The sequence below is a fragment of the Micromonospora sp. NPDC047187 genome (assembly GCF_040643355.1).
Lineage (GTDB): Bacteria > Actinomycetota > Actinomycetes > Mycobacteriales > Micromonosporaceae > Micromonospora > Micromonospora salmantinae.
Genome location: NZ_JBEYUF010000018.1, coordinates 24,891 through 50,642 on the forward strand (window position 1 = coordinate 24,891; position 25,752 = coordinate 50,642).

General features: G+C 71.9%; 25 protein-coding genes. 8 read left to right on the forward strand and 17 right to left on the reverse strand.

Features of this window, described 5'->3' with window-relative positions; translation table 11 throughout:
• Positions 1–4 precede the first annotated feature (4 nt).
• Positions 5–712, reverse strand: coding sequence for a DUF305 domain-containing protein (locus ABZ794_RS24390; RefSeq protein WP_357517727.1), 708 nt, complete (start codon positions 710–712; stop codon positions 5–7).
• Between the two features lie 138 nt (positions 713–850).
• On the opposite strand from ABZ794_RS24390, the gene ABZ794_RS24395 reads away from it, so the two are divergent.
• Both ABZ794_RS24395 and ABZ794_RS24400 read left to right on the forward strand, forming a co-directional pair.
• Positions 851–2,296: a hypothetical protein gene (locus tag ABZ794_RS24395; RefSeq protein ID WP_210786276.1), complete on the forward strand. Its 1,446-nt coding sequence runs from the start codon at positions 851–853 to the stop codon at positions 2,294–2,296.
• Positions 2,297–2,451: 155 nt separating this feature from the next.
• Positions 2,452–3,663 carry an SLC13 family permease gene (locus ABZ794_RS24400; protein ID WP_357517729.1) on the forward strand — a complete coding sequence of 404 codons (1,212 nt, stop codon included), beginning with the start codon at positions 2,452–2,454 and terminating at the stop codon, positions 3,661–3,663.
• A gap of 4 nt (positions 3,664–3,667) precedes the next feature.
• Here ABZ794_RS24400 and ABZ794_RS24405 read toward each other — a convergent pair whose 3' ends face one another.
• The 8 genes from ABZ794_RS24405 to ABZ794_RS24440 form a co-directional block, all read right to left on the reverse strand.
• Positions 3,668–4,495 carry a MerR family transcriptional regulator gene (locus ABZ794_RS24405; protein ID WP_357517731.1) on the reverse strand — a complete coding sequence of 276 codons (828 nt, stop codon included), beginning with the start codon at positions 4,493–4,495 and terminating at the stop codon, positions 3,668–3,670.
• 62 nt (positions 4,496–4,557) lie between these two features.
• Entirely contained in the window at positions 4,558–6,147 is a 1,590-nt protein-coding gene (locus tag ABZ794_RS24410) for an asparagine synthase-related protein (protein ID WP_357517733.1), read from the reverse strand.
• A gap of 4 nt (positions 6,148–6,151) precedes the next feature.
• Positions 6,152–7,120 (reverse strand): DUF5715 family protein, encoded by a 969-nt coding sequence (locus ABZ794_RS24415; protein ID WP_210786280.1) that lies wholly within the window; start codon positions 7,118–7,120, stop codon positions 6,152–6,154.
• 124 nt (positions 7,121–7,244) lie between these two features.
• Positions 7,245–8,042: an isocitrate lyase/phosphoenolpyruvate mutase family protein gene (locus tag ABZ794_RS24420; RefSeq protein ID WP_210786281.1), complete on the reverse strand. Its 798-nt coding sequence runs from the start codon at positions 8,040–8,042 to the stop codon at positions 7,245–7,247.
• Positions 8,039–9,073, reverse strand: coding sequence for a cytochrome P450 (locus ABZ794_RS24425; RefSeq protein WP_307850668.1), 1,035 nt, complete (start codon positions 9,071–9,073; stop codon positions 8,039–8,041). The genes ABZ794_RS24420 and ABZ794_RS24425 overlap by 4 nt, the downstream gene beginning before the upstream one ends.
• Before the next feature lie 192 nt (positions 9,074–9,265).
• Entirely contained in the window at positions 9,266–10,009 is a 744-nt protein-coding gene (locus ABZ794_RS24430; RefSeq protein WP_210786283.1) for a winged helix-turn-helix domain-containing protein, read from the reverse strand.
• A 72-nt stretch (positions 10,010–10,081) separates the two neighbouring features.
• The gene (locus ABZ794_RS24435; protein ID WP_238688892.1) at positions 10,082–10,384 is read right to left on the reverse strand and encodes a hypothetical protein; all 303 of its coding nucleotides are present in this window, start codon (positions 10,382–10,384) and stop codon (positions 10,082–10,084) included.
• Between the two features lie 24 nt (positions 10,385–10,408).
• On the reverse strand, positions 10,409–11,197 hold the full coding sequence (locus tag ABZ794_RS24440) for an SDR family oxidoreductase (RefSeq protein ID WP_357517737.1): 789 nt from the start codon (positions 11,195–11,197) through the stop codon (positions 10,409–10,411).
• Positions 11,198–11,417: 220 nt separating this feature from the next.
• On the opposite strand from ABZ794_RS24440, the gene ABZ794_RS24445 reads away from it, so the two are divergent.
• Both ABZ794_RS24445 and ABZ794_RS24450 read left to right on the forward strand, forming a co-directional pair.
• Entirely contained in the window at positions 11,418–12,254 is an 837-nt protein-coding gene (locus ABZ794_RS24445; protein ID WP_210786286.1) for a helix-turn-helix transcriptional regulator, read from the forward strand.
• Positions 12,255–12,402: 148 nt separating this feature from the next.
• Positions 12,403–13,047, forward strand: a complete 645-nt coding sequence (locus ABZ794_RS24450; RefSeq protein ID WP_357517739.1) for a hypothetical protein — start codon at positions 12,403–12,405, stop codon at positions 13,045–13,047.
• A gap of 24 nt (positions 13,048–13,071) precedes the next feature.
• Here the strand turns inward: ABZ794_RS24450 and ABZ794_RS24455 are convergent, their stop codons facing one another.
• The 3 genes from ABZ794_RS24455 to ABZ794_RS24465 are packed head-to-tail and all read right to left on the reverse strand — an operon-like array spanning position 13,072 to position 15,396.
• Positions 13,072–13,590: a 2'-5' RNA ligase family protein gene (locus tag ABZ794_RS24455; protein ID WP_357517741.1), complete on the reverse strand. Its 519-nt coding sequence runs from the start codon at positions 13,588–13,590 to the stop codon at positions 13,072–13,074.
• Positions 13,591–13,639: 49 nt separating this feature from the next.
• A complete protein-coding gene (locus tag ABZ794_RS24460) occupies positions 13,640–14,245 on the reverse strand; it encodes a response regulator transcription factor (protein WP_238688889.1) in 606 nt (201 codons plus the stop codon).
• Positions 14,242–15,396 (reverse strand): histidine kinase, encoded by a 1,155-nt coding sequence (locus ABZ794_RS24465; protein WP_210784876.1) that lies wholly within the window; start codon positions 15,394–15,396, stop codon positions 14,242–14,244. The genes ABZ794_RS24460 and ABZ794_RS24465 overlap by 4 nt, the downstream gene beginning before the upstream one ends.
• Positions 15,397–15,529: 133 nt before the next feature.
• Between ABZ794_RS24465 and ABZ794_RS24470 the strand changes: the two genes are divergently transcribed.
• Both ABZ794_RS24470 and ABZ794_RS24475 read left to right on the forward strand, forming a co-directional pair.
• Complete coding sequence (locus ABZ794_RS24470) at positions 15,530–16,459, forward strand: hypothetical protein (protein ID WP_357517744.1); 930 nt, start codon at positions 15,530–15,532, stop codon at positions 16,457–16,459.
• Between the two features lie 105 nt (positions 16,460–16,564).
• Positions 16,565–18,298 carry a DEAD/DEAH box helicase gene (locus ABZ794_RS24475; RefSeq protein WP_210784874.1) on the forward strand — a complete coding sequence of 578 codons (1,734 nt, stop codon included), beginning with the start codon at positions 16,565–16,567 and terminating at the stop codon, positions 18,296–18,298.
• A gap of 96 nt (positions 18,299–18,394) precedes the next feature.
• On the opposite strand, the gene ABZ794_RS24480 is transcribed toward ABZ794_RS24475, so the two are convergent.
• The 5 genes from ABZ794_RS24480 to ABZ794_RS24500 form a co-directional block, all read right to left on the reverse strand.
• The gene (locus ABZ794_RS24480; RefSeq protein ID WP_357517746.1) at positions 18,395–19,519 is read right to left on the reverse strand and encodes a right-handed parallel beta-helix repeat-containing protein; all 1,125 of its coding nucleotides are present in this window, start codon (positions 19,517–19,519) and stop codon (positions 18,395–18,397) included.
• A gap of 163 nt (positions 19,520–19,682) precedes the next feature.
• Positions 19,683–20,087: a DoxX family protein gene (locus ABZ794_RS24485; protein WP_210784872.1), complete on the reverse strand. Its 405-nt coding sequence runs from the start codon at positions 20,085–20,087 to the stop codon at positions 19,683–19,685.
• A 131-nt stretch (positions 20,088–20,218) separates the two neighbouring features.
• A complete protein-coding gene (lon, locus tag ABZ794_RS24490) occupies positions 20,219–22,549 on the reverse strand; it encodes an endopeptidase La (RefSeq protein WP_357517749.1) in 2,331 nt (776 codons plus the stop codon).
• 141 nt (positions 22,550–22,690) lie between these two features.
• Positions 22,691–23,560 carry a manganese catalase family protein gene (locus ABZ794_RS24495; RefSeq protein ID WP_210784870.1) on the reverse strand — a complete coding sequence of 290 codons (870 nt, stop codon included), beginning with the start codon at positions 23,558–23,560 and terminating at the stop codon, positions 22,691–22,693.
• Positions 23,561–23,644: 84 nt separating this feature from the next.
• Positions 23,645–24,376, reverse strand: a complete 732-nt coding sequence (locus ABZ794_RS24500) for a HAMP domain-containing sensor histidine kinase (RefSeq protein WP_357517751.1) — start codon at positions 24,374–24,376, stop codon at positions 23,645–23,647.
• A gap of 98 nt (positions 24,377–24,474) precedes the next feature.
• Between ABZ794_RS24500 and ABZ794_RS24505 the strand changes: the two genes are divergently transcribed.
• Positions 24,475–25,083, forward strand: coding sequence for a response regulator transcription factor (locus ABZ794_RS24505; protein WP_307850583.1), 609 nt, complete (start codon positions 24,475–24,477; stop codon positions 25,081–25,083).
• A 144-nt stretch (positions 25,084–25,227) separates the two neighbouring features.
• Entirely contained in the window at positions 25,228–25,575 is a 348-nt protein-coding gene (locus ABZ794_RS24510; protein WP_210784867.1) for an Lsr2 family protein, read from the forward strand.
• Positions 25,576–25,752 lie beyond the last annotated feature (177 nt).

The window sequence follows — 25,752 nt, forward strand, 5'->3', positions numbered from 1 at the left end:
GGGGTCAGCCGCCGAGGATCTCGCGCATGCGGTCGATCTCGACGGTCTGCTCGGTGGCGACGGAGTTGGCGAACTCGTTGAGCGTCAGGTCGGAGCCGACAGTGAGCAGGTTGGTGGCCATCTCGATGGCGCCCTGGTGGTGCTCGGTCATCATCCGGACGAAGAGCCTGTCGAAGTCCGCGCCACGGGCCGCGGCGAGCTGCCGCAGCGCCTCTGGCGACTGCATGCCGCGCATGGTGCCGTGGTCGTGCCCCTGCACCTCCGCCGGGAGGCCACGGGTCTGCAGCCAGCCGCGCATCATGCCCATCTCCGGCCCCTGGCTGGCCCGGATGCGCTCGGCGATGGCCCGGACGTCGGGGTCGGCGGCCCGGTCGGGGGCGAGCTCCGCCATCGCCAGGGCCTGCGCGTGGTGCGGGATCATCATCCGGACGAACCAGACGTCCAGCGAGTTGTGCGGGGCGGGACCGGCGTCGCGGACCTCGTGCGCCGGGCGGGTGGCCGCCGTCTCGCCCGGACGGCCGGGCGCGATGACGGTCAGGTCGGTGGGGACGGGGCTGACCGTCGGTGACGCGGCGGAGGTGGCGGGCGCGGAGACCGGCTGCGGTGCGCTCGTACCGGTGTCGCCGTCGAGGCGAATCACCATGAACACCACCAGCGGCAACACGAGAGCCAGTGTGACGACCGCCAGGATGCGTGCGCGCCGATTGGTCATGGGCCACTCCCTGCAGTCGAGGTCACCGCGATGCTATCCATTGAAGAACCCGCTTTCATGTGATCCAGCTCACATCGACGTTCTTCGTCGGACGGTAACGTGTCAACCATCGTCTCCCCCTTGCGAAGGGCCCCGCCGATGATCAGATTCCACAAGCCACGGTTACGACAACTGCGTGTCGTGGCGCTCGCCACGACCGGCCTCCTCGTCGCCAGCGCCCTCGTCGCCCCGGCGAGCAACGCCCAGACGGTGCCGCAGGCTGCCAAGGCCCCCGCGCTCACCAACACGATCCCCGGCGTCGACGAGATCGTCAGCAGCCCCAACCTGCGCCAGATCGCCAACGTGCCCAAGGTCGCCCCACTGGACGCGACGAACAGCGACATCGCCTTCCAGGGCAAGTACGCGTTCGCCGGCAACTACAACGGCTTCGTCATCTACGACATCTCGCGGCCCAGCGCTCCGACGGTCAAGGCCCGGGTGCTCTGCCCGGGGTCGCAGAACGACATCTCCGTCCACGGTGACCTGCTCTTCCTCTCCACCGACTCGTCGCGCAGCGACGACTCCTGCAACAGCACCACGCAGGGAGCGGACGTGAAGGGCTCGTGGGAGGGCATCAAGGTCTTCGACATCAAGGACAAGGCCAACCCGCGCTACATCAAGTCCGTCGAGACGGCCTGCGGCTCCCACACCCACACCCTCGTGCCGGGCAAGGACCGCAAGGCCGTCTACCTGTACGTCTCGTCGTACAGCCCGCGGGCCGAATTCCCGGACTGCCAGCCGCCGCACGACTCCATCTCCATCATCAAGGTGCCGGTGAAGAAGCCGACCGACGCGGCAGTGGTCGCGACGCCGAACCTCTTCCCGGACGGTGGCTTCCCCGGCAGCCAGACCGGCTCGGCGACCACCGGTTGCCACGACATCACCGCCTACCCGTCGAAGGACCTGGCCGCCGGCGCCTGCATGGGTGACGGCATCCTGCTCGACATCAAGAACCGCGAGGCCCCCCGGGTCATCAACCGGGTCCGGGACGAGGTCAACTTCGCGTTCTGGCACTCGGCCACCTTCAACAACTCCGGCACCAAGGTGATCTTCACCGACGAGTTGGGTGGTGGCGGGGCGGCGACCTGCAACGAGACCGTCGGCCCGAACCGCGGCGCGGACGCCATCTACGACATCGCCGGCCGCGGCAACGCCCGGACGATGACCTTCCGCAGCTACTACAAGATCCCCCGGGCGAACGCCGACACCGAGAACTGCGTGGCGCACAACGGCTCGCTGATCCCGGTGCTCGGCAAGGACATCATGGTCCAGGCGTGGTACCAGGGTGGCATCTCGGTGTTCGACTTCACCGACTCGGCCAACCCGAAGGAGATCGCCTTCTGGGAGCGCGGCCCGCTCTCGGCCGACACGTTCGTCGGCGGCGGCACCTGGTCCGCGTACTACTACAACGGCCACATCTACTCCAACGACATGGTGAAGGGCCTTGACGTCCTGGAGCTGAACGACTGGCGTACCTGGTCGGCCAAGCTGACCCGCTACCAGGAACTCAACGTGCAGACCCAGCCCAGCTACCTGGGCTGGTAGGCACCGCGCACCACACCGGGCCCGGTCTCCGATCCTCGGGGGCCGGGCCCGGCCCGGTGCGACGCCAGACTCGTCGGGGGCGGGCACGGTGGGGCCCGTCACCAGGACGGGGGTTGCGAACCGGCTGGCCAGACGCTGTGCCAACGTGAACAGACGTGACAGTTGCCGCCCCGCCCGAGCCGACCACGCGGCGCCGGCCCCACCCCCTGGACCTGGTGGCGGCCGTCCTCTTCGTGGTCGGGGCGGCCTGCGCGCTCAGCGGGCTGCTCCCCCGCGCGGAGACCACCGCCACCCTGCACCGGATCCTGCCGCTGCTGCTGTTCCTCGGCACCGTGATCGTGCTCGCCGAGCTGACCGCCGTGGCCGGTGTCTTCGACGTGCTGGCCAGCCGACTGGCCATCGTCTCCCGGGGCAGGTGGGCCGTACTGTTCCTGCTCGGTGGTGGTCTCGCCACGCTGACCACCCTCGTGCTCAACCTCGACACCACCGCAGTGCTGCTCACCCCGGTGCTGCTCGCGCTGGCCCGGAACCTGCGGATCCCCGCCGCCCCGCTCGCCGTCACCACGGTCTGGCTGGCGAACACGGCGAGCCTGCTGCTGCCGGTGTCCAACCTGACCAACCTCCTCGCCGCCGACCGGGTCGGGCTGGCACCCCTGGCGTACGCGGCCCGGATGGCGTTGCCGCAGCTCACCTCCGTCGTGGTCACCATGGCCCTGCTCTGGTTCGGGTGGTGGCGGCGGGAGCGGCCCGCCGGTGGGCGCTTCGTCCCGCCGACCCGGCACGTGCCGGCCGACCCGGTGCTGCACCGTACGGCGCTCGCCGCTTGCCTGATCTTCGTCGCCGGCATCCTCGCCGGCGTGGAGATCGAGATCGCCTCCACCGTCGGGCTCGCGCTGGTGCTTGTCGGTTTCCTGGTCCGCTCCCCCGCCACGCTGCGCCCGGAGCTGGTCCCGGTGCGCCTGCTGTTCTTCGTCACCGGCCTGTTCCTGGTGGTGCAGACCCTCGGCCGGCACGGGCTGGACGACCTGGTCGGCACCCTGGTCGGCGCCGACGGTGGCGCGCTGGGCGCCCTGCGCGCCGGTGGCACCGGAGCGCTGCTCGCCAACGCCGTGAACAACCTGCCCGCCTACCTGGCCGGCGAGTCGGTGCTGCCGACCGGTGACCACACCCGCCTGCTGGCCCTGCTGATCGGCACCAACGTCGGCCCGCTGGCCGCCCCCTGGGCGTCACTGGCCACCCTGCTGTGGTTCGAGCGCTGCCGGGCGGCCGGGGTGGCGGTGCCGGTGACCCGGTTCGTGCTGACCAGCACCCTGCTCGCGGTCACCGCGACGCTCGCCGCGGTCGGCGCGCTGCTGCTGGTGAACTGAGCGCTCAGTCGCGGTACACGGCGACCTGAAGTTCGGTGACGCCCTTCTCCGGGGTGTCCGGGCAGTAGTCGAGGTAGACCTCCCGGGCGAAGCCGTCGGTGCGGTAGCCGTTCTCCTCGATCCACCGGGCGAGCGCCTGCATGCTCGGCTCGACGTCGTCCATCGCACCGCGATGGATGATCGTCGCAGCGTTGCGCAGCTCCGGCAGGTCGCGCACCGTGACGTCGGACGCCGCTGACGGCTCGGCGTCGACGAGCACACCGGCGTGGACGACGACGGCGTCGCCGCCCGGGTCGGCCGGCTCGTACCAGGCGATGCCCGGCCCCGTCGGCGTGATCCCGGCGGCGTCCAGCCGACGGAACAGCTCCGGGTAGAGCGGCTGGATCACCGGGCCGATGTCCTCGCCCCGGTAGCTGGGCGCGACGGCGGTCAGCTCCGCGACGCGGACCGGCGCGATCTCCTTGAGGACGACATCCTCGGTGGTCATCCGACCCTCCGACTCGATCATTCGGAGCCTCGCCTCGACAGCCGTGAGCCGGGCCGTGTCGGCGGCCAACTGTTCCGCCAGTTGGCTCCGGCGCAGCCGCAACATGCCACGCAGTTCGGCCACGTCGACGGCGTCGTCGACGATCGCGCGCACCTGTTCGAGGGTGAGGCCCAACTCCTTGAGGGCGATCACCCGGTTGAGCCGGCGCAGCTGGTCCGCACGGTAGAAGCGGTAGCCGGTGTGCGGGTCGACGCTGGCGGGGGGCAGCAGGCCGATGCTGTCGTAGTGGCGCAGCATCCGCACCGACACCCGGCCGAGTCTGGCGAAGTCTCCGATGGTGAACATGGTCCCCCCACACTCGTCCCTGACACCGTGTCAGAGTCAAGCGCGGCGTGCGGGGGCGGCCGTCAGTGGCGGGCGGGGCGCGGGCCGACCAGCCGGCGGACCATCGGAGCGGCGTTCCACTTGGCCGCGCCGACCAGGTCGCGGGCGTGCTCCAGGACCGTGTAGTCGGGTCGGGTCAGCCCGTCGGCGACGGCCCGGTCCAGGTCGTTGCCGCAGCGGCTCAGCACCGTGTCGAAGTCCCGACGGACCGGCTCCTGCAGGTCGTAGCCGAAGGAGCGGTGCAGCCGGGCGAAGAGCGGCTTGTACAGCCGGACCCGCTCGTGCAACCCCGACGAGTACGACATCGGGTTCTTCGGACGGCGCAGGACGTAGTCCGGCAGCACGTCGGCGAACGCCCGCCGGACGATCCACTTCTCCTGCCCGTGGCGCAGCTTCAGATCCACCGGCAACCGCATCGCCAGCTCCACCACGCTGAGGTCGAGGAACGGCACCCGGGCCTCCACGCCGTACGCCATGGCGGCCCGGTCGACGCGCTGCAACTCGGTGCGGCACAGGTTGCGGATCCGGTGCAGGAACAGTCGGCGGGCCGCCGCCGGGGCGACCTGGCGGTACATCGGGTACCCGCCGAACAGCTCGTCGGAGCCGTCGCCGGTCAGCACCACCTTGATGCCCAGGTCGCGGAGCCGCCGGAAGATCGGCACCGAGACGACCGCGTTGATGATGTCGCCGTACTCGGTCAGCTCGGAGATCCGGATGGCCTCGCGGACGTCGGCGAGCCGGATGTCGCGCGGTCGCAGCTCGACCACCACGTGTGGCACGTCGAGGTCGGCGGCGAGCCGCCGGGCGTACGCCACGTCGGGGCTGTCGGCCACGCCGACGGTCACCGCGACGCAGTCCGGGTGGATGTCGCGCACCTGCCGCAGGGTCAACGAGCTGTCCAGCCCACCGGAGAGCACCACCCCGACGGTCAGGTCGGTCTCCACCCGCATCCGGATCGCGTCGCTGAGCGCGGCACGGACCAGCAGCGCGGCCTCGTCCGGGTCGTCGATGACCGGCAGGCCGTCGCCGATGGTGAGCAGGTCGACGTACGGGCTCAGTCGCACCTGCCCGTCCACCTCCGCCCAGCCGTGGTGCCCGGGCGGCACCTCGGCGATCGGGGCGCCGTGCCCGACGAGCGCCTTCACCTCGGAGGCGAGGTGCAGGCAACCGGGTCGACGGGACCAGTACAGCGGCTTGACCCCGAGCGGGTCGCGGGCCAGGTACGCCCGGCCGGTGGCCCGTTCGACGACAGCGAAGGCGTACTCACCACGGAGTCGGGTGACCGCCGCCTCGCCCCACTGCTGGAACGCGGCGAGCAGCACCTCGGTGTCGCTCTCGGTGCGGAAGGCCTGCCCCAGGCGGGTCAGCTGCGCCCGCAGCTCCCGGTAGTTGAAGATCTCGCCGTTGAAGCAGAGCAGCCACCGCTCGTCGGTCGACGTCCACGGTTGCACCGCCCGGTCCCGGTCGACGACCCGCAGCCGGCGGGTGCCGGCGAGCAGCCCACTCTCGGACCGGGTCTCGGTGACCTCACCGCGCGGGGCCAGGGCGGCGAGCATCCGCCGGAAGGTCGCGGGGTCGGCCTCGGGACCGATGCTCAACGCGATACCGCACACCGGCTCAGACCCCCATCTCGGCCTCGTACGCCCGGCGTAGGCGACGCCGGGCGGTGGGCGCGAGACACACGTGCCAGGCCTGCCCCTCGTCGATCACGTTCAGCTCACCGGCCTCCTGCCGGCTCAGCAGCAGCTCCGCCAGGGCCTCGCGCGCGCCGAAACGCTCGAACCAGGCCAGCTCGACGTCGGCCGAGTAGCCGAGGCAGTGCCCGCTGGGCAGCATCGCCGCGTAGCCCAGGCGGCGCAGCCGGTACTGGTGCTCGGCGCTGCGGACCAGGCTGGTCACCCAGAGCGGCGGGGTGGCCGGCGGCGCGACGGCGGTGAACTCCCGTCCGATGTCGTTGAGCAGCGCCACCACCTCGCGCCGAGCGCGGCGGAACAGCAGCCCCGCGGTACGCGGGGTGGCGTCGGGTCGCAGCCGGCGACGCAGCCCGCGGGCGGCCCGGCCCAGTATCGTGGCGGGCTGCTCCTGGTAGCGGAAGCGCAGCAGGTCGCGGCGGCGCAGCCACTCCAGGTCGACCAGCTCGGGGCTGCCGTTGACCTGGTCGTCGGTGACGAAGGTCGGTGCGTCCTGCCACCACAGCACGTCGATGCGGGAGAGCAGGTAGATCCGGACCAGTGCCCTGAGGTCAGTCGCCGAGGTGCGGTCGTTCGGTTGGTAGCGGGCCATCTCCAGCAGCAGCGTCTCGCGCGCGCCGATCAGCCCCTGCGGCGTGGCGTCGAGGACCGCGGCGAGCGCCGGCTCCCGCAGCCGCTCGTCGATGAGCACCTGCCGGGCCCGGGTGCTCGCCGCGTCGGCCAGGGCGCCGACCTCGACCAGCAGTTCGGCGACGGCGGCCCGGTAGGCGGGCAGGTCGGGGGCGGCGGCGGAAACGCGGCGGGGGGTCGCACCGGAGGGTCGACGGCGGGCCGGAGCGGTGGGCGACGGAGGCGAACCGGGCTGCTGTCCCGGGCTACGGCTGGGCACTCGCATGACGGGTCCCTCTCTCCGGTCACGGCACTGGGTGGTTCGCCCTGAAACACACCGTAATCATCGGGACCGGAACGGACCGAACATTCCTCCTATCTCCCCCCTAACGGAGCGCCGGCAGCCACCGTCAGTCGCCGTCCGTCAGCACCAGGGCCTGCACCTCGGCGTACGACGGCAGTCCCCCCGGCATGGTGGACCCGCCGTCGCGGACGGCGTCGGCGGCGGCGAGCGCGGCGCCCAGCGCGGCCCGGAACAGCAGCGAGCCGGTGCTGACCCGGGCCGCCCCGGCCCCGCCCAACTCAGCCAGCCCTGGGCCGCCCGGCTGGTACAGCGCGTTCACCGGAGCGTCGATCCGCTCGGTGAGGATGCGCAGGGTGGCCAGGTCGACGGTCCCGGGCACGAAGATCCCGTCGGCACCGGCCAGCCGGTAGGCGCGAGCGCGAGCGAGGGTCTGCGGCAGTGGGTCGTCCACCCCGAGCCACCAGGTGTCGGTGCGGGCGTTGACGAACAGCTCCGGCACCGCCGCCTTCACTGCCACAATCTTGGCAGCGGCGACCTCGGTGTCGGCGAGGGTGCCGTCGGCACGCCCGTCCTCCAGGTTGATCCCGACCACGCCGGCCCCGGCCAACTCCGCCACGTACTCGGCGACCTCGACCGGGTCGTCGCTGAACCCGGCCTCCACGTCCACGCTGAGCAGCACCGGCAGCCCAGCCAGCCGGCGGGCCAGGGCGAGGGTCTCCGTTGCGGTTGCCGCGGTCCCGTCGGGCAGGCCGGCGGTCGCGGCGACCCCGAGGCTGGTGGTGCCGATGGCCGGATGTCCACGCGCGGCGAGCGCCGCCGCCGAGGCGTGGTCCCACGCGTTGGGCAACAGCAGGGGGCGGCCGGCGCGGTGCAGGGCGTGGAACGCCGCACGACGTTCGATCATCGGACGCTCACCTCCAGAGTTGTCGGCACCCGCAGGGTCGGGTGCGGCTCGTGGCGCACCGGGGTCGGAGCACGCCGGCAGCGTTCCCGCAGCACGTCGAGCACCCCGCTGGCCAGCGCCAGGGCGTGCCGGTCGCCGGGGCAACCCCGCTCCCCCGTCCCGAAGGTCAACAGCCCGGCACCGGGCCGACCGGGCTGGAACGTCGCGGGCTCGGTGAACGCCTGCGGGTCACGGTTGGCCGCGTCGAAGCGCAGCAGCACGGGGCTTCCGGGCGGCAGATCCCGCCCGCCCAGCCGTACCTCGTCGACGGTGACCCGTCGGGTGGCCCGGACCGGCGGGTCGAGGCGCAGCACCTCGGCCAGCAGGTCGGCGGTCGGTACCGTGGCCGCCGCTCGCGGGCCGGCCGGGGGCAGCAGGTGATGGGCGGCGGCGCCGATCAGGCCCGCCGTCGCGTCGCACGCCTGGACCAGCAGACCGATCAGGTTCGCCAGTACCTCCGGCGGACCCTGCGGCGCGAGTGCCAGCAGCGTCGTCACCGCCCGGTCGGCCCGCGAGGTCGAGGCCGGGTCCACCCCCGGGTGGTACGCCGCCGCGACGACAGCGACCGCCGTCCCGGCGGCTGCCGGATCAGCGAAACCGAGGCGATCGGCCAACGCCCGCAGCGGCACCGGCCGGGCCAGTTCCCGCATCACGTCGACGCGGTCGCCGGCGCGGTCGAGAACGGCCACTGTCAGCCGCGCCGCGTCCTGTCGCAGGTCGTCCGGGGCCAGCGCGGCCAGCGCGCTCACTGCGACCGCCCGACGGTCGGCGTGCTGTCGTGGTGAACTGAACCGGCTGACCGTGGCGCGCAGCCAGGCGAGGGTGCCGGGCGGACCGGTGTCGACGGCCGGCACCTGGAATGCCCTGTCGGTCAGCGCCGCGCGTACGTCGGCGTGCCGGGTCACCCACCAACCGCGTTCCGGTTCGAACGAGGACGGCCCACACGCCGGTGTTCCCGGGGCGGGCGCAATGTGCGGCCAGTTGTCAGTCACCGCCCGACCGTAGGGCGCGAACCGTTCGCCCCGCACCGAACGATCCCGCCCCGCCCCGCGCTGACCCTGCTCCGCGATCTTGCATTTTCTGTCCCGACGCAAGGGGCATATCCACGCATCTCAGCAACGGAAAGTGCAAGATCGGCGTGGTCCTCTTGCTCGACCGCCACTGGCGACGGCTGCCGCTGCGCGTCAGGCTCGGCCGCTGGTGGGTGCCGGGAAAGAAGCGGGGGCGAGGGTGTCGTCGGGGACGTCCAGGGTCTCGGCGAGGGCGACGCGGCCGGTGGGGGTGAGACGAATGGCGCGGCCGGTGCCCTGGCTGATCCAGCCCAGATCGGTGAAGCGGCGGCAGAGCGCCGCGCCGAGTGCTCCGGCCAGGTGCGGGCGGCGCTCGGTCCAATCCAGGCAGTCGCGGACCACCGGGCGTCGACCGGTGCGCAGCAGATGCACCGGTACGCCCAGTTCGGTCGCCCACGCCCATCCTTCGGAGGTCAACGCCAACCCGCTGGACTGGTCCAGCCGTCCGCCGGCCAGCAGCGCGTCGTACATCAGCACGCCGAGCCGCCCCGCCAGGTGGTCGTAGCAGGTCCGGGCGTACGCCAGGGCGGCGGTGGAGGTCGCCGCCCGCAGCGACCCGGTCGGTGCGGGCGTCGTTGGGGCGTGGCCGGCCAGGTCCTCGATCAGCTGGGCCACCGACGGCCCGGCCAGCCGCAGGTAACGGTGCCGGCCCTGCCGTTCCTCGACGAGCAGCCCACCGCGGACGAGTCGGTTGAGGTGGTCGCTGGCCGTCGACGGGGCGACACCGGCGCGCCGGGCCAGCTCGCCGGCGGTCCACGCCCGCCCGTCGAGCAGCGCGACACAGATGCTGGCCCGGGTGCCGTCGGCCAGCAGAGCGGCCACCTCGGCCATCCCCCGCCCCTCGGCACCTGCGGTCATCGCCTCATCATGCCCGGCGATGGCGGCGCATCAGCGGTGCGGGTGCCTGGCTCGAACCGACGGCCGCCACGATCAGGTGACCTCGTGCAACACCGGGACGATCCGGAAGTCGACGGTGGCGTGGTCGATGGTCGCGTGCACCGGCGAGTCGGCCATTTCGGTCATGATCCCTGACGCGCTGCGCCGGCCGTCCGCCACCGAGTCCCAGGCGACGATGTCGGTGATCGTGCCATCATCGGTCGCGATAATGCGGCGCCAGCGGAAGCCCGGCTGGCGTCGTAGGTAGTCGTCGATGTCTTTATTGGACTTGACGAAGTCGGCGCCGGTGAGGCCGGGGACGAGCCGGAATGTCGTCATCTCGAGCGCTTCACTCATGACCTTTCTCCTCCTCGTGCGTGTTCAGCCTTGCGCGGTGGACCGCATGATGATCTCGTTGACGTCGACGGTGTCGGGCTGCGCGATTGCGTGGGCGATGGCGTCGGCCACCGCCGAGGCTGGCATGCCGAGTTCCTCGGTCGCTGCCCGAGCGGCATCCTGGATCTGCGGGTCACCGCCGCGCTGGGTGAGTTCGGAGTGGGTGTACCCCGGGCTGACCAGGGTCACCCGGACGTCCCGGTTCTCCTGACGCAGGCCTTCGGTGAGCGCCCGGATGGCGTACTTGGTGGCGCAGTACACCGACGCCGTCGGGTCGACACGGTAGGCAGCGGAGGAACCGACGTTGATGATGTGGCCCTTGCCGCGGGCCCGCATGAGCGGCAGGGCCGCCGCGACGCCGTGCAGCGTGCCGCGTAGGTTCACGTCGATCATCTGGTCCCACTCGTCAGTCCGCAGGGAGTCGAGCGTGGACAGGGCCATCACCCCGGCGTTGTTGATCAAAACGTCGATGCGCCCGTGCCGGTCATGCACGCCCTCGACGAAGCCGAGCACGCTGTTCCTGCTGGTCACGTCGAGTTCCTGGTAGTCGGCCGTGCCGCCGTCATGGCGCAGTTCATCGACGAGCGCGGCGAGCCGCTCGACCCGTCGCGCGCCAAGCACGACGTGGTGGCCGTCGGCGGCCAACCTGCGGGCGGTCGCCGCACCGATGCCGCTGCTCGCGCCGGTGATAAGAATGATCTTTGAGGATGGGCTGGTCACTGCTGCTCCTGGTCTCGGTTGGTGCCTGCGTCGAGGCAGCGCGTGTCCAACCATCCTGCGGCGGCCGGGAGCCGGGAAGGGCGGCCTTTCCTAGGTGCACCGCACCCTGGAACGCCGCCCTGGACCTGCACGGCTCCGTCCGCCCCGGCCATCACACCGACCCAGCCCGGTTTCGACGTCGCTGTCCGGTTCCGCTGGCGAACGGCTGCCGGCGATGCCCGCCGTCGCGGTAGCGGCCGTCGAGGGCGGGGACCGGAGCTTTAGGCTGGTGGACATGGTCGCCACCAGCAACGGGCTCGGCGACTACCTCCGAGCCCAGCGTGCCCGTGTCGACCCCAGGGACGTTGGACTGCGCGGGGGCGGCGACCGCCGGGTGTCCGGGTTGCGCCGTGAGGAGATCGCGGTGCTGGCCGGCGTGAGCGTCGACTACTACGCCCGCCTCGAACAGGGCCGGGAGCGCAACCCTTCGGCGCAGGTGCTCGACGCAATCGGACGGGCCCTGCGCCTCGACCTGGATGCGCGCGGCCACCTCTTCCGGCTCGCCGGGCTGAACCCCAGCCTGGGTCCGACGAGCTTTCGAGATTCGGTTCACCCCGAGTTGCTGCGGCTGTTGGACGCGTTCCCCACCTCCGCCGCCTACGTGCTCAACCCCGCGTTCGACGTGCTGGCCACGAACAATGTGGCGGCGGCACTGCTGTCACCCTTCGTGGGCACTGTCAACATGGTCCGGGTGCTGTTCCAACATCCGCAGGCGCGCACCGTCTTTCCGGACTGGCCAACTCTTACCGAGAACGTCGTACACGCTCTGCGGCTCAATGCCGGCCTCTTTCCAAACGACCCGGAAATCCAGTCGCTGGTGGCCGACCTGGGGCGGGGCTCGCCAGAGTTCCGGACCCTCTGGGCGAACCAGAGCGTGCGCGGTCTTACCAGGATGTTCAAGGTGGTGCAGCACCCGGCCGCCGGACGGATCGAGTTGACCTACCAGACGTTCGACGTCCGTGATGCGCCCGGACAGCAGCTCCTGGTCGGCATGCCGGAGCCGGGGAGCCGCAGCGCCGAGGCCCTCGCCGCACTGGCCACCACGTACAGCCTGCCTGACAGGCGTCGGTGAGGCGCTTGCCTACTGCCCTACTCTGAAGGAGCCGCGGCGCCACTTCGGCAAGTCGGGGCCTTAGCGCCTGCATCGCCGGGCGGATAGAAGTAACCGGATGATCTGGACGAAGTTCAGAAGCGACCGCACCCCTCGCCGACTCCGTGCCGTGTCCGAACTGCGGTTTCCTGCCAGCGGGCGTCAACATCTCAGAAACCGGTATCCCCATCTCAGCGACGACGACCTCGTTCTCGTCGAAACCGCGACCCGGCAGTGGTTCCGGATCATCGCCCGCCAGCCCGGCGCGAAGCTGTCCATGCCCTCGGTGGTCGTGGACGATCTGTGGCAGGAGATGACCCTGCACGCGCGGGACTACGCCACCTTCTGCGACGCCGCGTTCGGGCGCTCTACGCACCACCGACCGACGTCCGCGACGAGCAGCGACAGGACCGACGCCAATCGCGGGCCTCTCCTGCTCGCCACGCTCGGCCATGGCCGGCGTGACGAGGGGTGTGGCCCGACCGGCCTTCCCCTGTTGTTCCGGGTGGACCAGGAACTGCACATCCACGACGGCAACCGCTACCTGGCCGACTGCGGAGGCCGTGGCGAATGCTTCCCGGTCTCGGGCCGGGTCTGCCTGCAACACCTCGCCGGGCCGGGCAGGCGGCCCAAGCCACCCGGCATTCGCGGCGACCTGCCCTTCCTCGACGGCCGCCACGGCTACGCCGGCGGCGCAGGTGGTGGCGGTGGTGGCGGCGAGTTCAGTGGTGGGGGCGATGGTGGAGGCGGCGACGGCGGTGGGGGCAGCAACTGAGGCTCCGGACGACGCGTGACGACCTCAGCCGCGGCCGGTCAACGGGCTCACCGTCCGGTCCGTGCCGTCGTAGCTGCGGGCGGCGTCGAAGTCACCCGTCGGACGCTGCCCCCCGGCGACGGCACGAGCCATCCGCAGGTCCGCGTTGCGGAACCGCAGGGCCAGGCTCAGGTGCGGCACCCATGCGTCGGGCGCATGCCACGGGCGGTGTCCGTCGGCCTCGGCGAGAACGTCCCAGACGGCGGCGTGCAGCGCGGTCAGCGCCGGAGTGGGTCGGACGAGCCAGACCAGTGGGGCGCTGCCGTCGAGGACGACGACCCGGTCGAGCGTCACCGGCACCGGCAGCGCGGCGTCGAACAGTGCGGCGAGGCGGTGCTCGACCCCCGGCGGGAACTCGTCGACGGCGGCGAGGGTGAGGTGCGGCCGGCTGGTCGGGTGGATGTTGCGGGCCAGGCTGGGCAACCCGGCGGCGGCCAGCCGACCCCAGACCGCCCGGACCGCGACCTCCAGGCCGGGCGAGCAGACCAGTTCCACCGTACGCACGCGCCCACGCTAGCCGGCGACGCTCCTGCTCGGCGGACGCCAACCGAAGTCAGAGCCAGCCGTTGTCCCGGGCGGTGCGGACGGCCTCGGCCCGGTCGGCGGCGCCGAGCTTCTGCACGGCGGCGGAGAGGTGGTTGCGCACGGTTCCGGTGGACAGGTGCACCCGACGGGCGATCACCGCGACCGGGGCACCGACCTCCGCCAGCCGCAGCGTCTCCAGTTCCCGAGGGGTCAGCGGGCACGGGGGCAGGGTCAACGCGTCGGCGGCCAGCGAGGGGTCGACGTAGCGCCCTCCGGCGTGCACCCGGCGGATCACGTCGGCGAGCGCCCCACCCGGCGAGCCCTTGGGCAGGAACCCTCGGGCGCCGGCGGTCAACGCCTGGCGCAGGTGCCCGGGACGACCGTGCCCGGTCAGCACGACCACCGCGCAGTCGGGTCGGACCCGGGTCAGCTCGGCGGCCACCGCGATGCCGTCCAGGCCGGGCATCTCCAGGTCCACCACTGCCACGTCCGGGCGGTGCGCCAGCGCCGCGGTGACGGCTGTCGGCCCGTCGGCGGCGTGTGCCACCACCTCGATGTCCGGTTCCAGGGCGAGCAGCGCGGCGACGGCTACCCGGATCAGGTCCTCGTCGTCGGCGAGCAGGACGCGGATCACGACGGCGCCGGCACTGTGGCTTCGAGGGTGAAGATCATGTCCTCCCGGCGTACCCGCAACTCGCCCCCGGCAGCGGCGAGCCGGTCGGCCAGCCCGCGCAGGCCGTGGCTGTGCGCGTCCGGGCCACGGTCGTCGGCACCGTCGTTGGCCACCGTCATCCTGGCCACGCCATCCTCCCGATCGATGCGGATCCGGCACCAGTCGGCCCGGCTGTGCCGCAACACGTTGGTGCTCGCCTCGCGCAGCACCGCCGCCAGCTCGGTGGCGGCGGGTTGCGGCAGGTCCGCCGGCAGTGGCAGAACCGTGCACCGCACCCCGCAGGAGCGCAGCACCCCCACCACCGCGGCGAGCTGTTCGTCGAGGTCGACGGCCCGATAGCCGTGCACGGTCTCCCGTACCTCGCTCAGCGCGGAGGCGGCCAACCGTTGCACCTCGGCGGCTTCCCGCCCGGCCCGTTCCGCGTCGACCGGGGCGAGCCGGGCGGCGAGTTCGGCCTTCAACGCGATCACCGTGAGGCGGTGCCCCAGGACGTCGTGCACGTCGCGGGCGAAGCGCAGCCGCTCCTCGGCGGCGGCCAGCCGGGACTGGGCGGCCTGGCCCTGCCGGGCCTCCACGAGCAGGTCCCAGAACCAGACCTGGAACCCGTTGACGGCGGCCACTGCCGCGCCGATCCCACCAGTCACGGCGAGATGGCGCGGAACGGAACCACCGGTCCACCAGGCCACCGCCACCGCCACCGCCAGGACGCCGACCGCGACCGCCAGCGCGGCCCGCCACCGCACCAGCAGCGGCGTCATGCCGATCAGCGCCGCACCGAGCCAGGCCCAGGTCGGCCACCTGCCGGCCGCCACCGGACCCACCAGCGGAACGGTCAGCACCGCCACCGCGACCAGACTCAGCTCGGCCCGACGCCGCCAGCGCGGGTCGAGCCACGGCGTCACGGCCGCGTACAGGACGACGGTCTGGGCGATCACGAAGGCGAGGATCCCGACCGCGCCGAGTGTCACCCGGCCCGGGTCGGGCTCGCGGGTCAGGCCGACCGCCGGTAGCAGGACGCTCGCCCAGACGCCGGTGGCCAGCGACACCAGCGTCGCCTGCCGGGCGCGACGCAGCCGGCGGTCCGCCCGGGGAGTCACCGCCTCGCTCGCCACGCACCGATCCTAGGACCGCCCCGCGCACGGTCCACCCATGCGAACCGTCACGGTCGGGCCGTGCGGTCCGCACGGTTTTCCCGTGACGAACGGGTCTGCCGGCCACACCGGGGGGCACCGGCAGGGTCGAGGCATGGAAAACACCCGGATGTACGCGGACAGCCTCACCGCCGTACCGTCGACCGCGCCCCTGCCCACCGACGAGCCGACCCCCTCGGCCCCGACACCGACCAGCGCGGCACCGACCGCCGCGGCACCGGCCAGCGGCAGGCGGCGGCTGCTGGGGCACCTGGGCGAGATGGCAGTGGCGATGGTCGCCGGGATGCTGCTGCTCGGGCCGTTGTGGGAGCTGGCCGGCGCCGCTCTGGGCGTCGGCGACGCGCTGGCCCGGCCGGAGGTCGCCGCACTGGTGATGGCCACGAACATGACCGTCGGGATGACGGTGGGGATGCGCTACCGGGCGCACCGCTGGCACGCGGTCGGCGAGATGGCCGCCGCGATGTACGTTCCGTTCCTGCTGCTGGTCGTGCCGTTTCGGGCCGGCCTGATCGACGCCGACGCGCTGATGCTCGGCGGTCACCTGCTGATGATCCCCGCGATGGTGCTGGTGGCGGTCCGACACCGACACGAGGCGTTGGCGCCGGTACGCCGACACCGGGTCGTGGTGGCGCTCGCCCACCGCTGGCCGACCGGGTTGGCGCTGCTGATGACCGTGGACATGTGGGTCGACCCGAGCGTGCTCAGCCCGTGGACCATGCTGGTGCTGCCCGGCGGCTACCTGGTGATCGGCGTGGCCCGCCGCACGCTGGGCGGGCGGGGCGTGCTCGCCACCCAACTCGCCGGTCTGTTCTGCTGGGTCGCCCTGACGCTGATCGCGGTGAAGGCCGGCGGGCGGACCGCCGACTGGCTGGTGGCGTTCGGGTGGTTGGCGCACGCCGGCTGGGACCTGACGTACCACCGCAGCGGCCGGGTGGTGCCGCGCGGCTACGCCGAGTTCTGCGCGGTGCTCGATGTGGCCCTCGCCGCGGTGATGGTGCTGGCCATCCTGACCACCGACGCCTGATCGAGGCCGCCGTCGGGACCGCGGAACGGCCGCAGCACGGGCTCGGGGACAGCTCTTGTGGCGGTCGCCGCAACGGCCCGGACGGCGTGATGAAAGGCTTGGCGCATGAGTTCCGCACCTGCACAGCACGACGCACCGATCGACGCCACCCCCGACGGCACCGACGAGGTGAGCGCCTTCACCGAGCTCGGGCTCCGCGCCGAGCTGCTGGGCGCGCTCGCCGCCCTCGGGTACGAGGAGCCGACCCCCATCCAGCGGGAGGCTATCCCACCGCTGCTGGAGGGTCGGGACCTGCTGGGTCAGGCGGCCACCGGCACCGGCAAGACGGCCGCGTTCGCGCTGCCGCTGCTGAACCTCATGACGGCACACCGCCAGGGCGGCGACCCGGTGGCGCTGGTGCTGGTGCCGACCCGGGAGCTGGCGGTACAGGTCTCCGAGGCGTTCCACCGCTACGGCAAGGACCTGGGCGCGCGGGTGCTGCCGATCTACGGTGGGCAGCCGATCGGGCGGCAGTTGCGGGCACTGGACAGCGGTGTCGACGTGGTGGTGGCCACCCCGGGTCGGGCCCTCGACCACATCGCCCGGGGCACCCTGCGCCTCGGTGGATTGGCCACGGTGGTGCTGGACGAGGCCGACGAGATGCTCGACATGGGCTTCGCCGAGGACATCGAGGCGATCCTGGAGCACGCTCCGGCGCAGCGTCAGACGGTGCTCTTCTCGGCCACCATGCCGTCGCGCATCGACGGGATGGCCCGCCAGCACCTGCGCGAACCGGTGCGGATCGAGATCGGCCGGGAGCAGCAGGTAGCGGGTGAGGCGCCCCGGGTACGGCAGAGCGCGTACATCGTGACCCGGGCGCACAAGCCGGCCGCGCTGGGTCGGGTGTTGGACGTGGAGTCCCCGACCGCGGCGATCGTGTTCTGCCGCAGCCGGGAAGAGGTCGACCGGTTGACCGAGACGATGAACGGTCGCGGCTACCGCTCCGAGGCGCTGCACGGTGGCATGAGCCAGGAGCAACGCGACCGGGTCATGGGCCGGCTGCGGGCGGGCACCGCCGACCTGCTGGTGGCCACCGACGTGGCGGCGCGTGGGCTGGACGTCGAGCAGCTGACCCACGTGGTCAACTACGACGTGCCGTCCGCCCCGGAGTCGTACGTGCACCGGATCGGCCGGGTGGGTCGGGCTGGCCGCGAGGGCGTGGCGATCACCCTCGCCGAGCCGCGTGAGCACCGGATGCTCAAGACCATCGAGCGCGTGACCGGCCAGCGGATCACCATCGACAAGATCCCCACCGTGGCCGACATGCGTACCCGCCGGCTGGAGCTGACCCAGGCGGCCCTGCGGGAGAGCCTGCTGGAGGACGACCTCGACCCGTTCCGGGTGATCGTGGAGACGCTGACCGACGAGTTCGACCTGATGGAGGTCGCCCTCGCCGCCGTGAAGCTGGCCCACGAGGTGACGTCGCCGGGCTCCGACGACGAGGAGGAGATCCCGCAGGTTCCGGTCCGTGGGCCGCGCGAGGGTCGACCGGAGGCCGGCGGCCGGGGCGGCGACCGGCGGGGCGGGGGCCGGCCACGCTCCGGCGGCGGCAACACCGTCCAGGTCTTCGTCGGCCTGGGTCGACGCGCCGGGGTGCGCCCGCAGGACCTGGTCGGCGCGATCACCGGGGAGACCGGCATCCGCGGCCGGGACATCGGCTCGATCGAGATCGCCGACCGGTTCTCGCTGGTGGAGGTGCCGCAGGGGGTGGCCGACGAGGTCATCTCCGGGTTGCGCTCCAGCACGATCAAGGGCCGCAAGGCCACCGTGCGCCGCGACCGCGGCGGCGACGAGCGCTGAACACGCCGTCGGCGACCGCCGGGGCACGACGGTCGCCGACGACACGGCCCGGCGAGGCGGCGGGAGAAACGCCGAGCACCCGCCGCCCCGCCGGCGCTAGCCGATGTTTCCGTTGACCACGTTGTTGGCCCCGGCCAGCGACGCGCCACCGGACCGGTGGTCGTACGCCCGCATCACGTTGTTGGTGACGATCCAGTTGTTGCTGGTGCCGGCCGTCACGATCGGTCGGTCCTGGCGGCGGGGCGTCGCGTCGTCGTAGAACTGGTTGCCGATCACCTGGCACAGGTCGGCGTCACGGCCGAGGATCCCGTTCGCGCCGTTGTCGTGGATGTCGAGCCCCATGATCCGGGTACGTCCGGATGAGGAGACCTCGATACCGTTGGTGGCGTTGCGCCACAGCCGGCCGCCGATGAACTGGGTCCCCCAGACCTGCCGCAGGTCGGCGCCGCTACCGGTGCCACTCGTGCCGTTCGACTCCAGGTAGACGTTCTGGAAGATGTTTCGATGGGCGGGTTCGCGCAGCTCCACGCCGTTGCCCCGGCAACCCCAGACGTGCAGGTTGTCGAAGAAGCAGGCGCTGTCCAGCAGCCGTATCCCGGTCTGGCACTCACCGACCCAGACGTTGAGGAACTCGTTGTCGTACGCGACCTTGTTCACGAGGATGCCGACGCCGAGGCAGTCCTCGATGTTGATATCGGTGATCTTGTTGGCGTGGGCGCTGGTGTCCGCGTCCTTGCCGAGGAACTCGATGGCGTGGCTGCCCGAGTTGCCGAAGTGCAGGTGGTGGAAGGTCGACCGGGGGCCGCGGACGGTCAACAGCACGTCGGAGGTCCGCATGCCGTAGAAGTGCACGTTGGAGATCTGGTTGTACTTACCGCTCGATACCAGACGACCGGTGTAGCCCGGGGCCGGCTGGATGATCGCCGCGCCGATGTTCTCGCCGGTCCAGGTCACGCTCGTCGGGAAGCGGACCTCCGATCCGAGACCGAGTGCGCCCACCGGTTGGAAGATCTCCCCGCCACCGGGCGGCAGCAGGTTCAGCGCGGTGGTGACCTTGTCCGACTCGTCACTGCCGTCGAGCCGGCAGCCGACCCGGGGGTCCCGGAGGCTGAGCGGGGCCTCCCGCACTGTCGTGACGGGCGGTGATCCCGCCTGTTCGGCACCGGCGAGGGTGGCCACCGTCGTCGCCACCGCGGCGCCCGCGCCGCCAGCGAAGAGCACCCGCCGTCCCAACCGTCGGCCCGGTGGATCTGACCGTTGTGGCACTGCCGGCGGTACCGCACCAGGTGCGCTCACGATCGGTTCCATGCCTCTCCCCCGTTGAGTGCCACCTCGAGCGGCGGGCAGACTCTACTGTGCATTGTCGCCTGCTGGCCGACGCGGATCAGAGAGCGTACGGGCCGAAACGGCCAACGGCCACCACGGCGGCGAGGACGAGCAGCACCGCGCAGGCGACAGCGCCCTGGATCTCGGTGCGACGCCCGTCCTGGGTGGTCTGCTGCTTGCGGGCGCGCAGGTGCACCAGGATGCCGCCGATCATGACGATGACCAGCCCGACGGCGGCGAGTGGGGTGAGCACTGTGGCGATGCCGGTGGCGGCCGGCAGCACGAGCCCGGCGGCGGCCAGCAACTCGACCGCGCCGAGCGACCTGACCTGTGACGGCGGCACCGGGTCCACCCACCGCATCACGTCGCGCAACTTCTCCTTGGGCTGGCTCAGCTTGGCCAGTCCGACGCCGGCGAAGACGGCGGCGAGAAGGATCTGAATGATCCAGAGCACCACGTTCACTGGGGTTCCTCCAGGGGGCCGCCTCGCGGCGGAGAGGTGGTTGACGGTGCAGACGAGACAGTAGACCTTCCCCCGCGTACCGAAAGGGCCCCCGCCGTCGGAAGACGGCGGGGGCCCGAACGGTCGGAGCGTCAGACCGCGAAGAGCGCCGGACCGTCCAGCGTCTTCACGTCGGCCGGGCGCAGCGCCAGGGCGAGCACGTCGGCGACGTCGGCCAGGGTGTGCACTGTCAGCGCCTCGCGCACCTCGGTCGGCAGGTCGTCCAGGTCGGGCTCGTTGCGCGCCGGGATGATCACCTCGGTGAGGCCGGCCCGGTGCGCGGCGAGCAGCTTCTGCTTCACCCCACCGATCGGCAGCACCCGGCCGGAGAGCGTCACCTCACCGGTCATCCCGAACTCGGGGCGGACCGGGCGACCGGTGACCAGCGACGCCAGGGCCGTGACCATGGTGATGCCGGCGCTCGGACCGTCCTTGGGCACCGCGCCCGCCGGGAAGTGGACGTGGATCCGGCGTCCCGCGAGAGCGTTCGGGTCGATGCCGAACCGCCGCCCGTTGGAGCGCAGGTAGGAGAGCGCGATCTGCGCCGACTCCTTCATCACGTCACCGAGCTGGCCGGTCAGGGTCAGCCCCGGCTCGCCCTCCATGCTGGTCGCCTCGATGAAGAGCACGTCCCCACCGGCACCCGTGACGGCCAGACCGGTGGCCACGCCGGGCACGGCGGTGCGCTCGGCCGATTCCGGGGTGAACTTCGGCCGACCCAGGTAACCGGTGAGGTTGTCGGTGCCCACGCGTGCCGGCGTCGGGTCCGTCGCCAGCGTCACCGCCACCTTACGCAGGATCTTGGCCAGGGCCCGCTCGAGCTGCCGGACGCCGGCCTCCCGGGTGTACTCCCCCGCGATCAGCGCGAGAGCCTCGTCGGCAACGGCGACCTCGTCGACGGTCAGCCCGGCCCGCTCCCGCTGCCGGGGCAGCAGGTGGTCGCGGGCGATGGCGACCTTCTCGTCCTCGGTGTAGCCGTCCAGGGTGACCAGCTCCATCCGGTCCAGCAGGGGGCCGGGAATGGACTCCACCACGTTGGCGGTGGCCAGGAACAGCACGTCGGACAGGTCGAGGTCAACCTCCAGGTAGTGATCCCGGAAGGTGTGGTTCTGGGCCGGGTCGAGCACCTCCAGCAGGGCGGCGGCCGGGTCACCGGCGTAGCCGGCGGCCAGCTTGTCCACCTCGTCGAGAAGCACGACCGGGTTCATCGAACCGGCCTCGCGCAACGCGCGGACGATCCGACCGGGCAGCGCCCCCACGTAGGTGCGCCGGTGCCCGCGGATCTCCGCCTCGTCGCGGACGCCGCCGAGCGAGACCCGGACGAAGTTACGGCCGAGCGCCCGCGCCACGGACTCGCCGAGGCTGGTCTTACCCACGCCGGGAGGACCAGCGAGGGCGAGCACCGCGCCGGACCCGCGACCACCGACGACACCCAGGTTGCGCTCGGCACGCCGGTTACGCACCGCCAGGTACTCCAGGATGCGGTCCTTGACGTCGGCCAGGCCGGCGTGGTCGGCGTCGAGCACGGCTCGGGCCGCGGCCAGGTCGGTGTTGTCCTCGGTACGCGTGCCCCACGGCATCTCGAGCACGGTGTCCAGCCAGGTACGGATCCAGCCCGCCTCCGGGGAGGCGTCGCTGGCCCGTTCCAGCTTGCCGACCTCCCGCATGGCCGCCTCGCGTACCTTCTCCGGCAGCTCGGCGGACTCGACGCGGGACCGGTAGTCGGCGGAGCCGTCCGGCTCGTCCTCGCCCAGCTCCTTGCGGATCGCGGCGAGTTGCTGGCGCAGCAGGAACTCGCGTTGGGACTTCTCCAGCCCCTCGCGGACGTCACTGTTGATCTGCTCGGTGACCTCCTGCTCGGCCAGGTAGTCCTTCACCCAGCCGACCAGCAGCTCCAGCCGGGCGGTGACGTCCGGCGCGGCGAGCAGCTCGGTCTTCTGCTCCAGCGTGAGCCAGGGCGCGTAACCGGCCGAGTCGGCCAGCTCGGAGAGGTCGGTCATCCGCTCCACCGCGTCGATGACCTGCCAGGCGCCCCGCTGCTGGAGCACGGAGGTCACCAGGGCGCGGTACTCGCGGGCGAGTTCCCGGGCCCGACCGGCGTAGGCGGGTTCGTCGAGTTCGGTCGCCTCGACCCAGAGGGCGGCGCCGGGGCCGGGCACGCCGGAGCCGATCCGGGCCCGGGACAGGCCACGGATGACGGCGGCGGGCTCACCCTCGGGCAGCCGGCCGACCTTCTCGATGGTGGCGACCACGCCCACCGGACCGTACTCGCCGTCGATGCGCGGCACGGCCAGCAGCTTGCGGTCGCCGGTCGCCCGCGCCGCGTCGATCGCGGCCTGGGTGGTGGGGTCGAGGGTCACCGGGATGACCATGCCGGGCAGCAGCACGGCGTCGGTCAGGGGAAGTACCGGAAGAGTTGCCATCGAACACCTGCTATCGCGTTGAGTTGAGCGTGTCTCACTCAAGTAACAAAGCGTTCCCCTTGTTCCGACCTGTGACCCAGACCACTCTTCTCCCCGGTCCGTCGGGTCGCCCAGGACCGGCGGGCGACCCGACGAGGCACCTCAGGTGAGCTTGCTCTTCACCGTGTTCACCACCGAGCCGGCCACCCCCGGGTTGGTGCCGTACAACCGAGGGTCACCCGGAGGCAGCACCGGTTCCGGCGCGTTCGCCCGCGGGTTGTCGTCGTACCGGAACTCGCCCTTGCCGTCCGGCGAGGGCCCGGACGCCCAGCGCCCCTGGGCGGCGTCGGTGCCCGAGGAGAAACCCAGGTACGTGTAGCCGTACTCCTCGGTGAACTCACCCGAGTCCGGGAAGGCCTCCGGCACCGGCATCTCCTCCAGCCCGTCCTCCTTGAGCTGCTCGATCGCCGCCAGCCACATGTTCTGGTGCATCGTGTCGCGGGCCAGCAGGAAGCGCAGCATCTGCTTGACGCCCGGGTCGTCGGTCATGTGGAACAACCGGGCGACCTGGAGCCGACCCTGCGCCTCGGCGGTGACGTTGAGCTGGAAATCGGCCAACAGGTTGCCGCTGGCGGTGATGAACGCGCCGTTCCAGGGCACCCCGTTGGAGTCGGTGGGCAGGGCCCCACCCCCGCCGTGGATGAAGTGCGCCGGATTCTCACCGGCGTAGGTCGCGGCACCTCCGGGATCCTCCGCGATCCCCTCGGTCAGCGACAGCGGCGCGTTGTCCAACAGCCGGGTGATCATCGTGACGATCATCTCGACGTGGCCCATCTCCTCGGTGCCGACGTCGAGCAGCAGGTCCTTGTACTTGCCGGGCAGCCGGCAGTTCCAACCCTGGAAGAGATACTGGTTGGCGACCGTCATCTCACCCCACTTGCCGCCCAGCACCTCCTGCAACCGCCGGGCGAACGCCGCGTCCGGGCCGTCCGGCTTGGCTTCGAACTGCAGATCCTTGACGTGGCTGAACATCCAACCTCCTCGGTACCGGAAAACAGGTAGCGAGGCCGTTCCCGCCCCGATGACCCGAGCGGGCCAACCGGTGTCCCGCCCGGGTCAGCGCACCGGCCGAGCCATCGGCAGCAGCACCTCCAGCGCCACTCCACGGGGCCGTAGCCGGTACGCCCGCAACGCTCCACCGTCGGTCGCGACGAGCTGCCGCGCGATCCACAGGCCCAGACCGGACATCCCGACGGCCGGCGCCGGACGCCGCAGCGCGACCAGCAGCGCTTCGTCGACCCGACCCTCGTCGGTGACCAGGATGCTCAGGCTGGGGCCGCGCACCGTGGCGTAGAGCCCGACCTGTCCGTCCGGCGGCCCGTGCCGCAACGCGTTCTGCACCAGGTTGACCAGCACCTGTCGAGTTCGTCCCGCCGGCACCGGGAAGGAGGCCGCTCCCCGGGTGGCCCGCGCCCGCCGACGGCCGACCGGCACCAGAGCGGCGGCCTCCCGCAGGATGCCCGCCAGCGCGACGGCCGGCTCCGGCTGCGGAGTCGGCGTCAGCACGCCGGTGCCGGCGGTCGCGTCGCGCAGCAGGCTCTGCAGGTGGGCGGCCTGGTCACGGGCCAGCTCACTGAGCGCCCGCCGGTCGTCCCCGGTCAGCTCCCGACGCTCGTCTGCCAGCGCGCGGGTCAGCGAGGTCAGGGTGCTGATCGGCGTCCGGAACTCGTGGCACAACACCCGCAGCAGCAACTCCGAATCGGCCGCCGTCGGTCGCCTCTCGCCGGGTGTCGGCTCATTGGGGCGCAACCCTCGCAGCAGGTCCCGCAAACCGTGCCGTACGCGCATCCACCCGACTCCCCTCGTTCGGTGCGAACCCGCATGATCGGTACCCGCTGGGGAACGGCGCAGACATGCCGGGAGCCTCCACCTTGCGACTCGTCGTCGTGGACGATCACCCCCTTTTCGTCCGCGGCCTGGAGTTGCTGCTCCCGATCACCACTAACGGCCGCGCCGAGGTGGTCGCCTCGACCGGCGACGCCGCCGCGGCGGCGGCCCTGGTCAGCAGCTGCTGCCCCGACCTGGCCCTGGTCGACCTGCACATGCCGCCGCCCGGCGGTATCCGGGCGGTGGCCGCGATCCGGCGGACCACCCCACGGGTACGGGTGGTCGCGATGTCTGGTTCCGCCGAGCCCGGGCCAGCGGTGGAGGCGCTGCGGGCCGGCGCCGAGGGGTTCCTGCCGAAGACCAGCGAACCGGAGGAGCTGCTGCCCCCGCTGCTGGCGATCCTCGACGGCTGGGCGGTGCTGCCGGCCGAACTGCTGCGCGCCATGCTGCGGCCCACGCGCTCCGCGCCCGTCGACCTGGACGGCGAGGAACGGCGACTGCTGCGAGCGATCGCCGCCGGCCGCAGCACCGTCGACATCGCCGAAGAACTGCACGTCTCCGAACGGACGGTGAAACGGATGACCGCCGCGTTGCTGCGCAAGTTGCGGGTCTCGAACCGGGCCGAGGCGGCTGCCGTCGCCGGTCACAGCGGCATCCTCGGGGAATGAAGCCTCCGCACCGAACCGATTCACGGTTTTGCTCGGTAACGGAATCGCGACGCGCCGAATGAATGGAAGGCATATTGTTGCGGATTACCGGGGTGGTAGGTCAGACTTTGGACACATCCCGCCGCACACAGGGAGTAATCGGCAATGGCGAGAAAAGTAATCACGGTCCTGACCGACGACCTCGACGGTGGGAAGGCCGACCGGACGGTTGAGTTCAGTCTCGACGGCGTGGCCTACACGATCGATGTCTCCGACGAGAATGCCGGCGTCCTGCGCAAGGCGCTCGATCCGTACATCAATGCGGGTCGGCGGATCGGGCGCGGTCCGGTGGAGAGCACCCGTTCTGTCCGGCGACCGGGGCGACCCACCGGCGCGGGAATGGATCGGGAGCAGAACCGGGCCATCCGGGAATGGGCCGTCAAGAACGGCTACAAGATTTCCGAGCGCGGCCGGATCCCGGTTGAGGTCGTCGAGGCGTACAAGAGCCGCTGACGCGACTCGACGGGGCCCCGCCGGAAACGGCGGGGCCCCGTCGTTTGTCCAGGCACCCGAAGCGAGGCGGCGGGGGGGGCCCCCCCGGGGGGGGGCCCCGGGGGGGGGCCCCCGGGGGCCCCGGAAAAAAATGTGGGGGAGGTGCCCCCCGGCGGAAGCGGGGGGGGGGGTTTGGGG

Bases quoted from the DNA above. Each gene is read 5' to 3' on its own strand.
- ABZ794_RS24390 (WP_357517727.1), bottom strand. From the start codon at position 712: ATGACCAATCGGCGCGCACGCATCCTGGCGGTCGTCACACTGGCTCTC.
- ABZ794_RS24395 (WP_210786276.1), top strand. From the start codon at position 851: ATGATCAGATTCCACAAGCCACGGTTACGACAACTGCGTGTCGTGGCG.
- ABZ794_RS24405 (WP_357517731.1), bottom strand. From the start codon at position 4,495: ATGTTCACCATCGGAGACTTCGCCAGACTCGGCCGGGTGTCGGTGCGG.
- ABZ794_RS24415 (WP_210786280.1), bottom strand. From the start codon at position 7,120: ATGCGAGTGCCCAGCCGTAGCCCGGGACAGCAGCCCGGTTCGCCTCCG.
- ABZ794_RS24420 (WP_210786281.1), bottom strand. From the start codon at position 8,042: ATGATCGAACGTCGTGCGGCGTTCCACGCCCTGCACCGCGCCGGCCGC.
- ABZ794_RS24430 (WP_210786283.1), bottom strand. From the start codon at position 10,009: ATGACCGCAGGTGCCGAGGGGCGGGGGATGGCCGAGGTGGCCGCTCTG.
- ABZ794_RS24435 (WP_238688892.1), bottom strand. From the start codon at position 10,384: ATGAGTGAAGCGCTCGAGATGACGACATTCCGGCTCGTCCCCGGCCTC.
- ABZ794_RS24440 (WP_357517737.1), bottom strand. From the start codon at position 11,197: ATGGTTGGACACGCGCTGCCTCGACGCAGGCACCAACCGAGACCAGGA.
- ABZ794_RS24445 (WP_210786286.1), top strand. From the start codon at position 11,418: ATGGTCGCCACCAGCAACGGGCTCGGCGACTACCTCCGAGCCCAGCGT.
- ABZ794_RS24470 (WP_357517744.1), top strand. From the start codon at position 15,530: ATGGAAAACACCCGGATGTACGCGGACAGCCTCACCGCCGTACCGTCG.
- ABZ794_RS24475 (WP_210784874.1), top strand. From the start codon at position 16,565: ATGAGTTCCGCACCTGCACAGCACGACGCACCGATCGACGCCACCCCC.
- lon (WP_357517749.1), bottom strand. From the start codon at position 22,549: ATGGCAACTCTTCCGGTACTTCCCCTGACCGACGCCGTGCTGCTGCCC.
- ABZ794_RS24495 (WP_210784870.1), bottom strand. From the start codon at position 23,560: ATGTTCAGCCACGTCAAGGATCTGCAGTTCGAAGCCAAGCCGGACGGC.
- ABZ794_RS24500 (WP_357517751.1), bottom strand. From the start codon at position 24,376: ATGCGCGTACGGCACGGTTTGCGGGACCTGCTGCGAGGGTTGCGCCCC.
- ABZ794_RS24510 (WP_210784867.1), top strand. From the start codon at position 25,228: ATGGCGAGAAAAGTAATCACGGTCCTGACCGACGACCTCGACGGTGGG.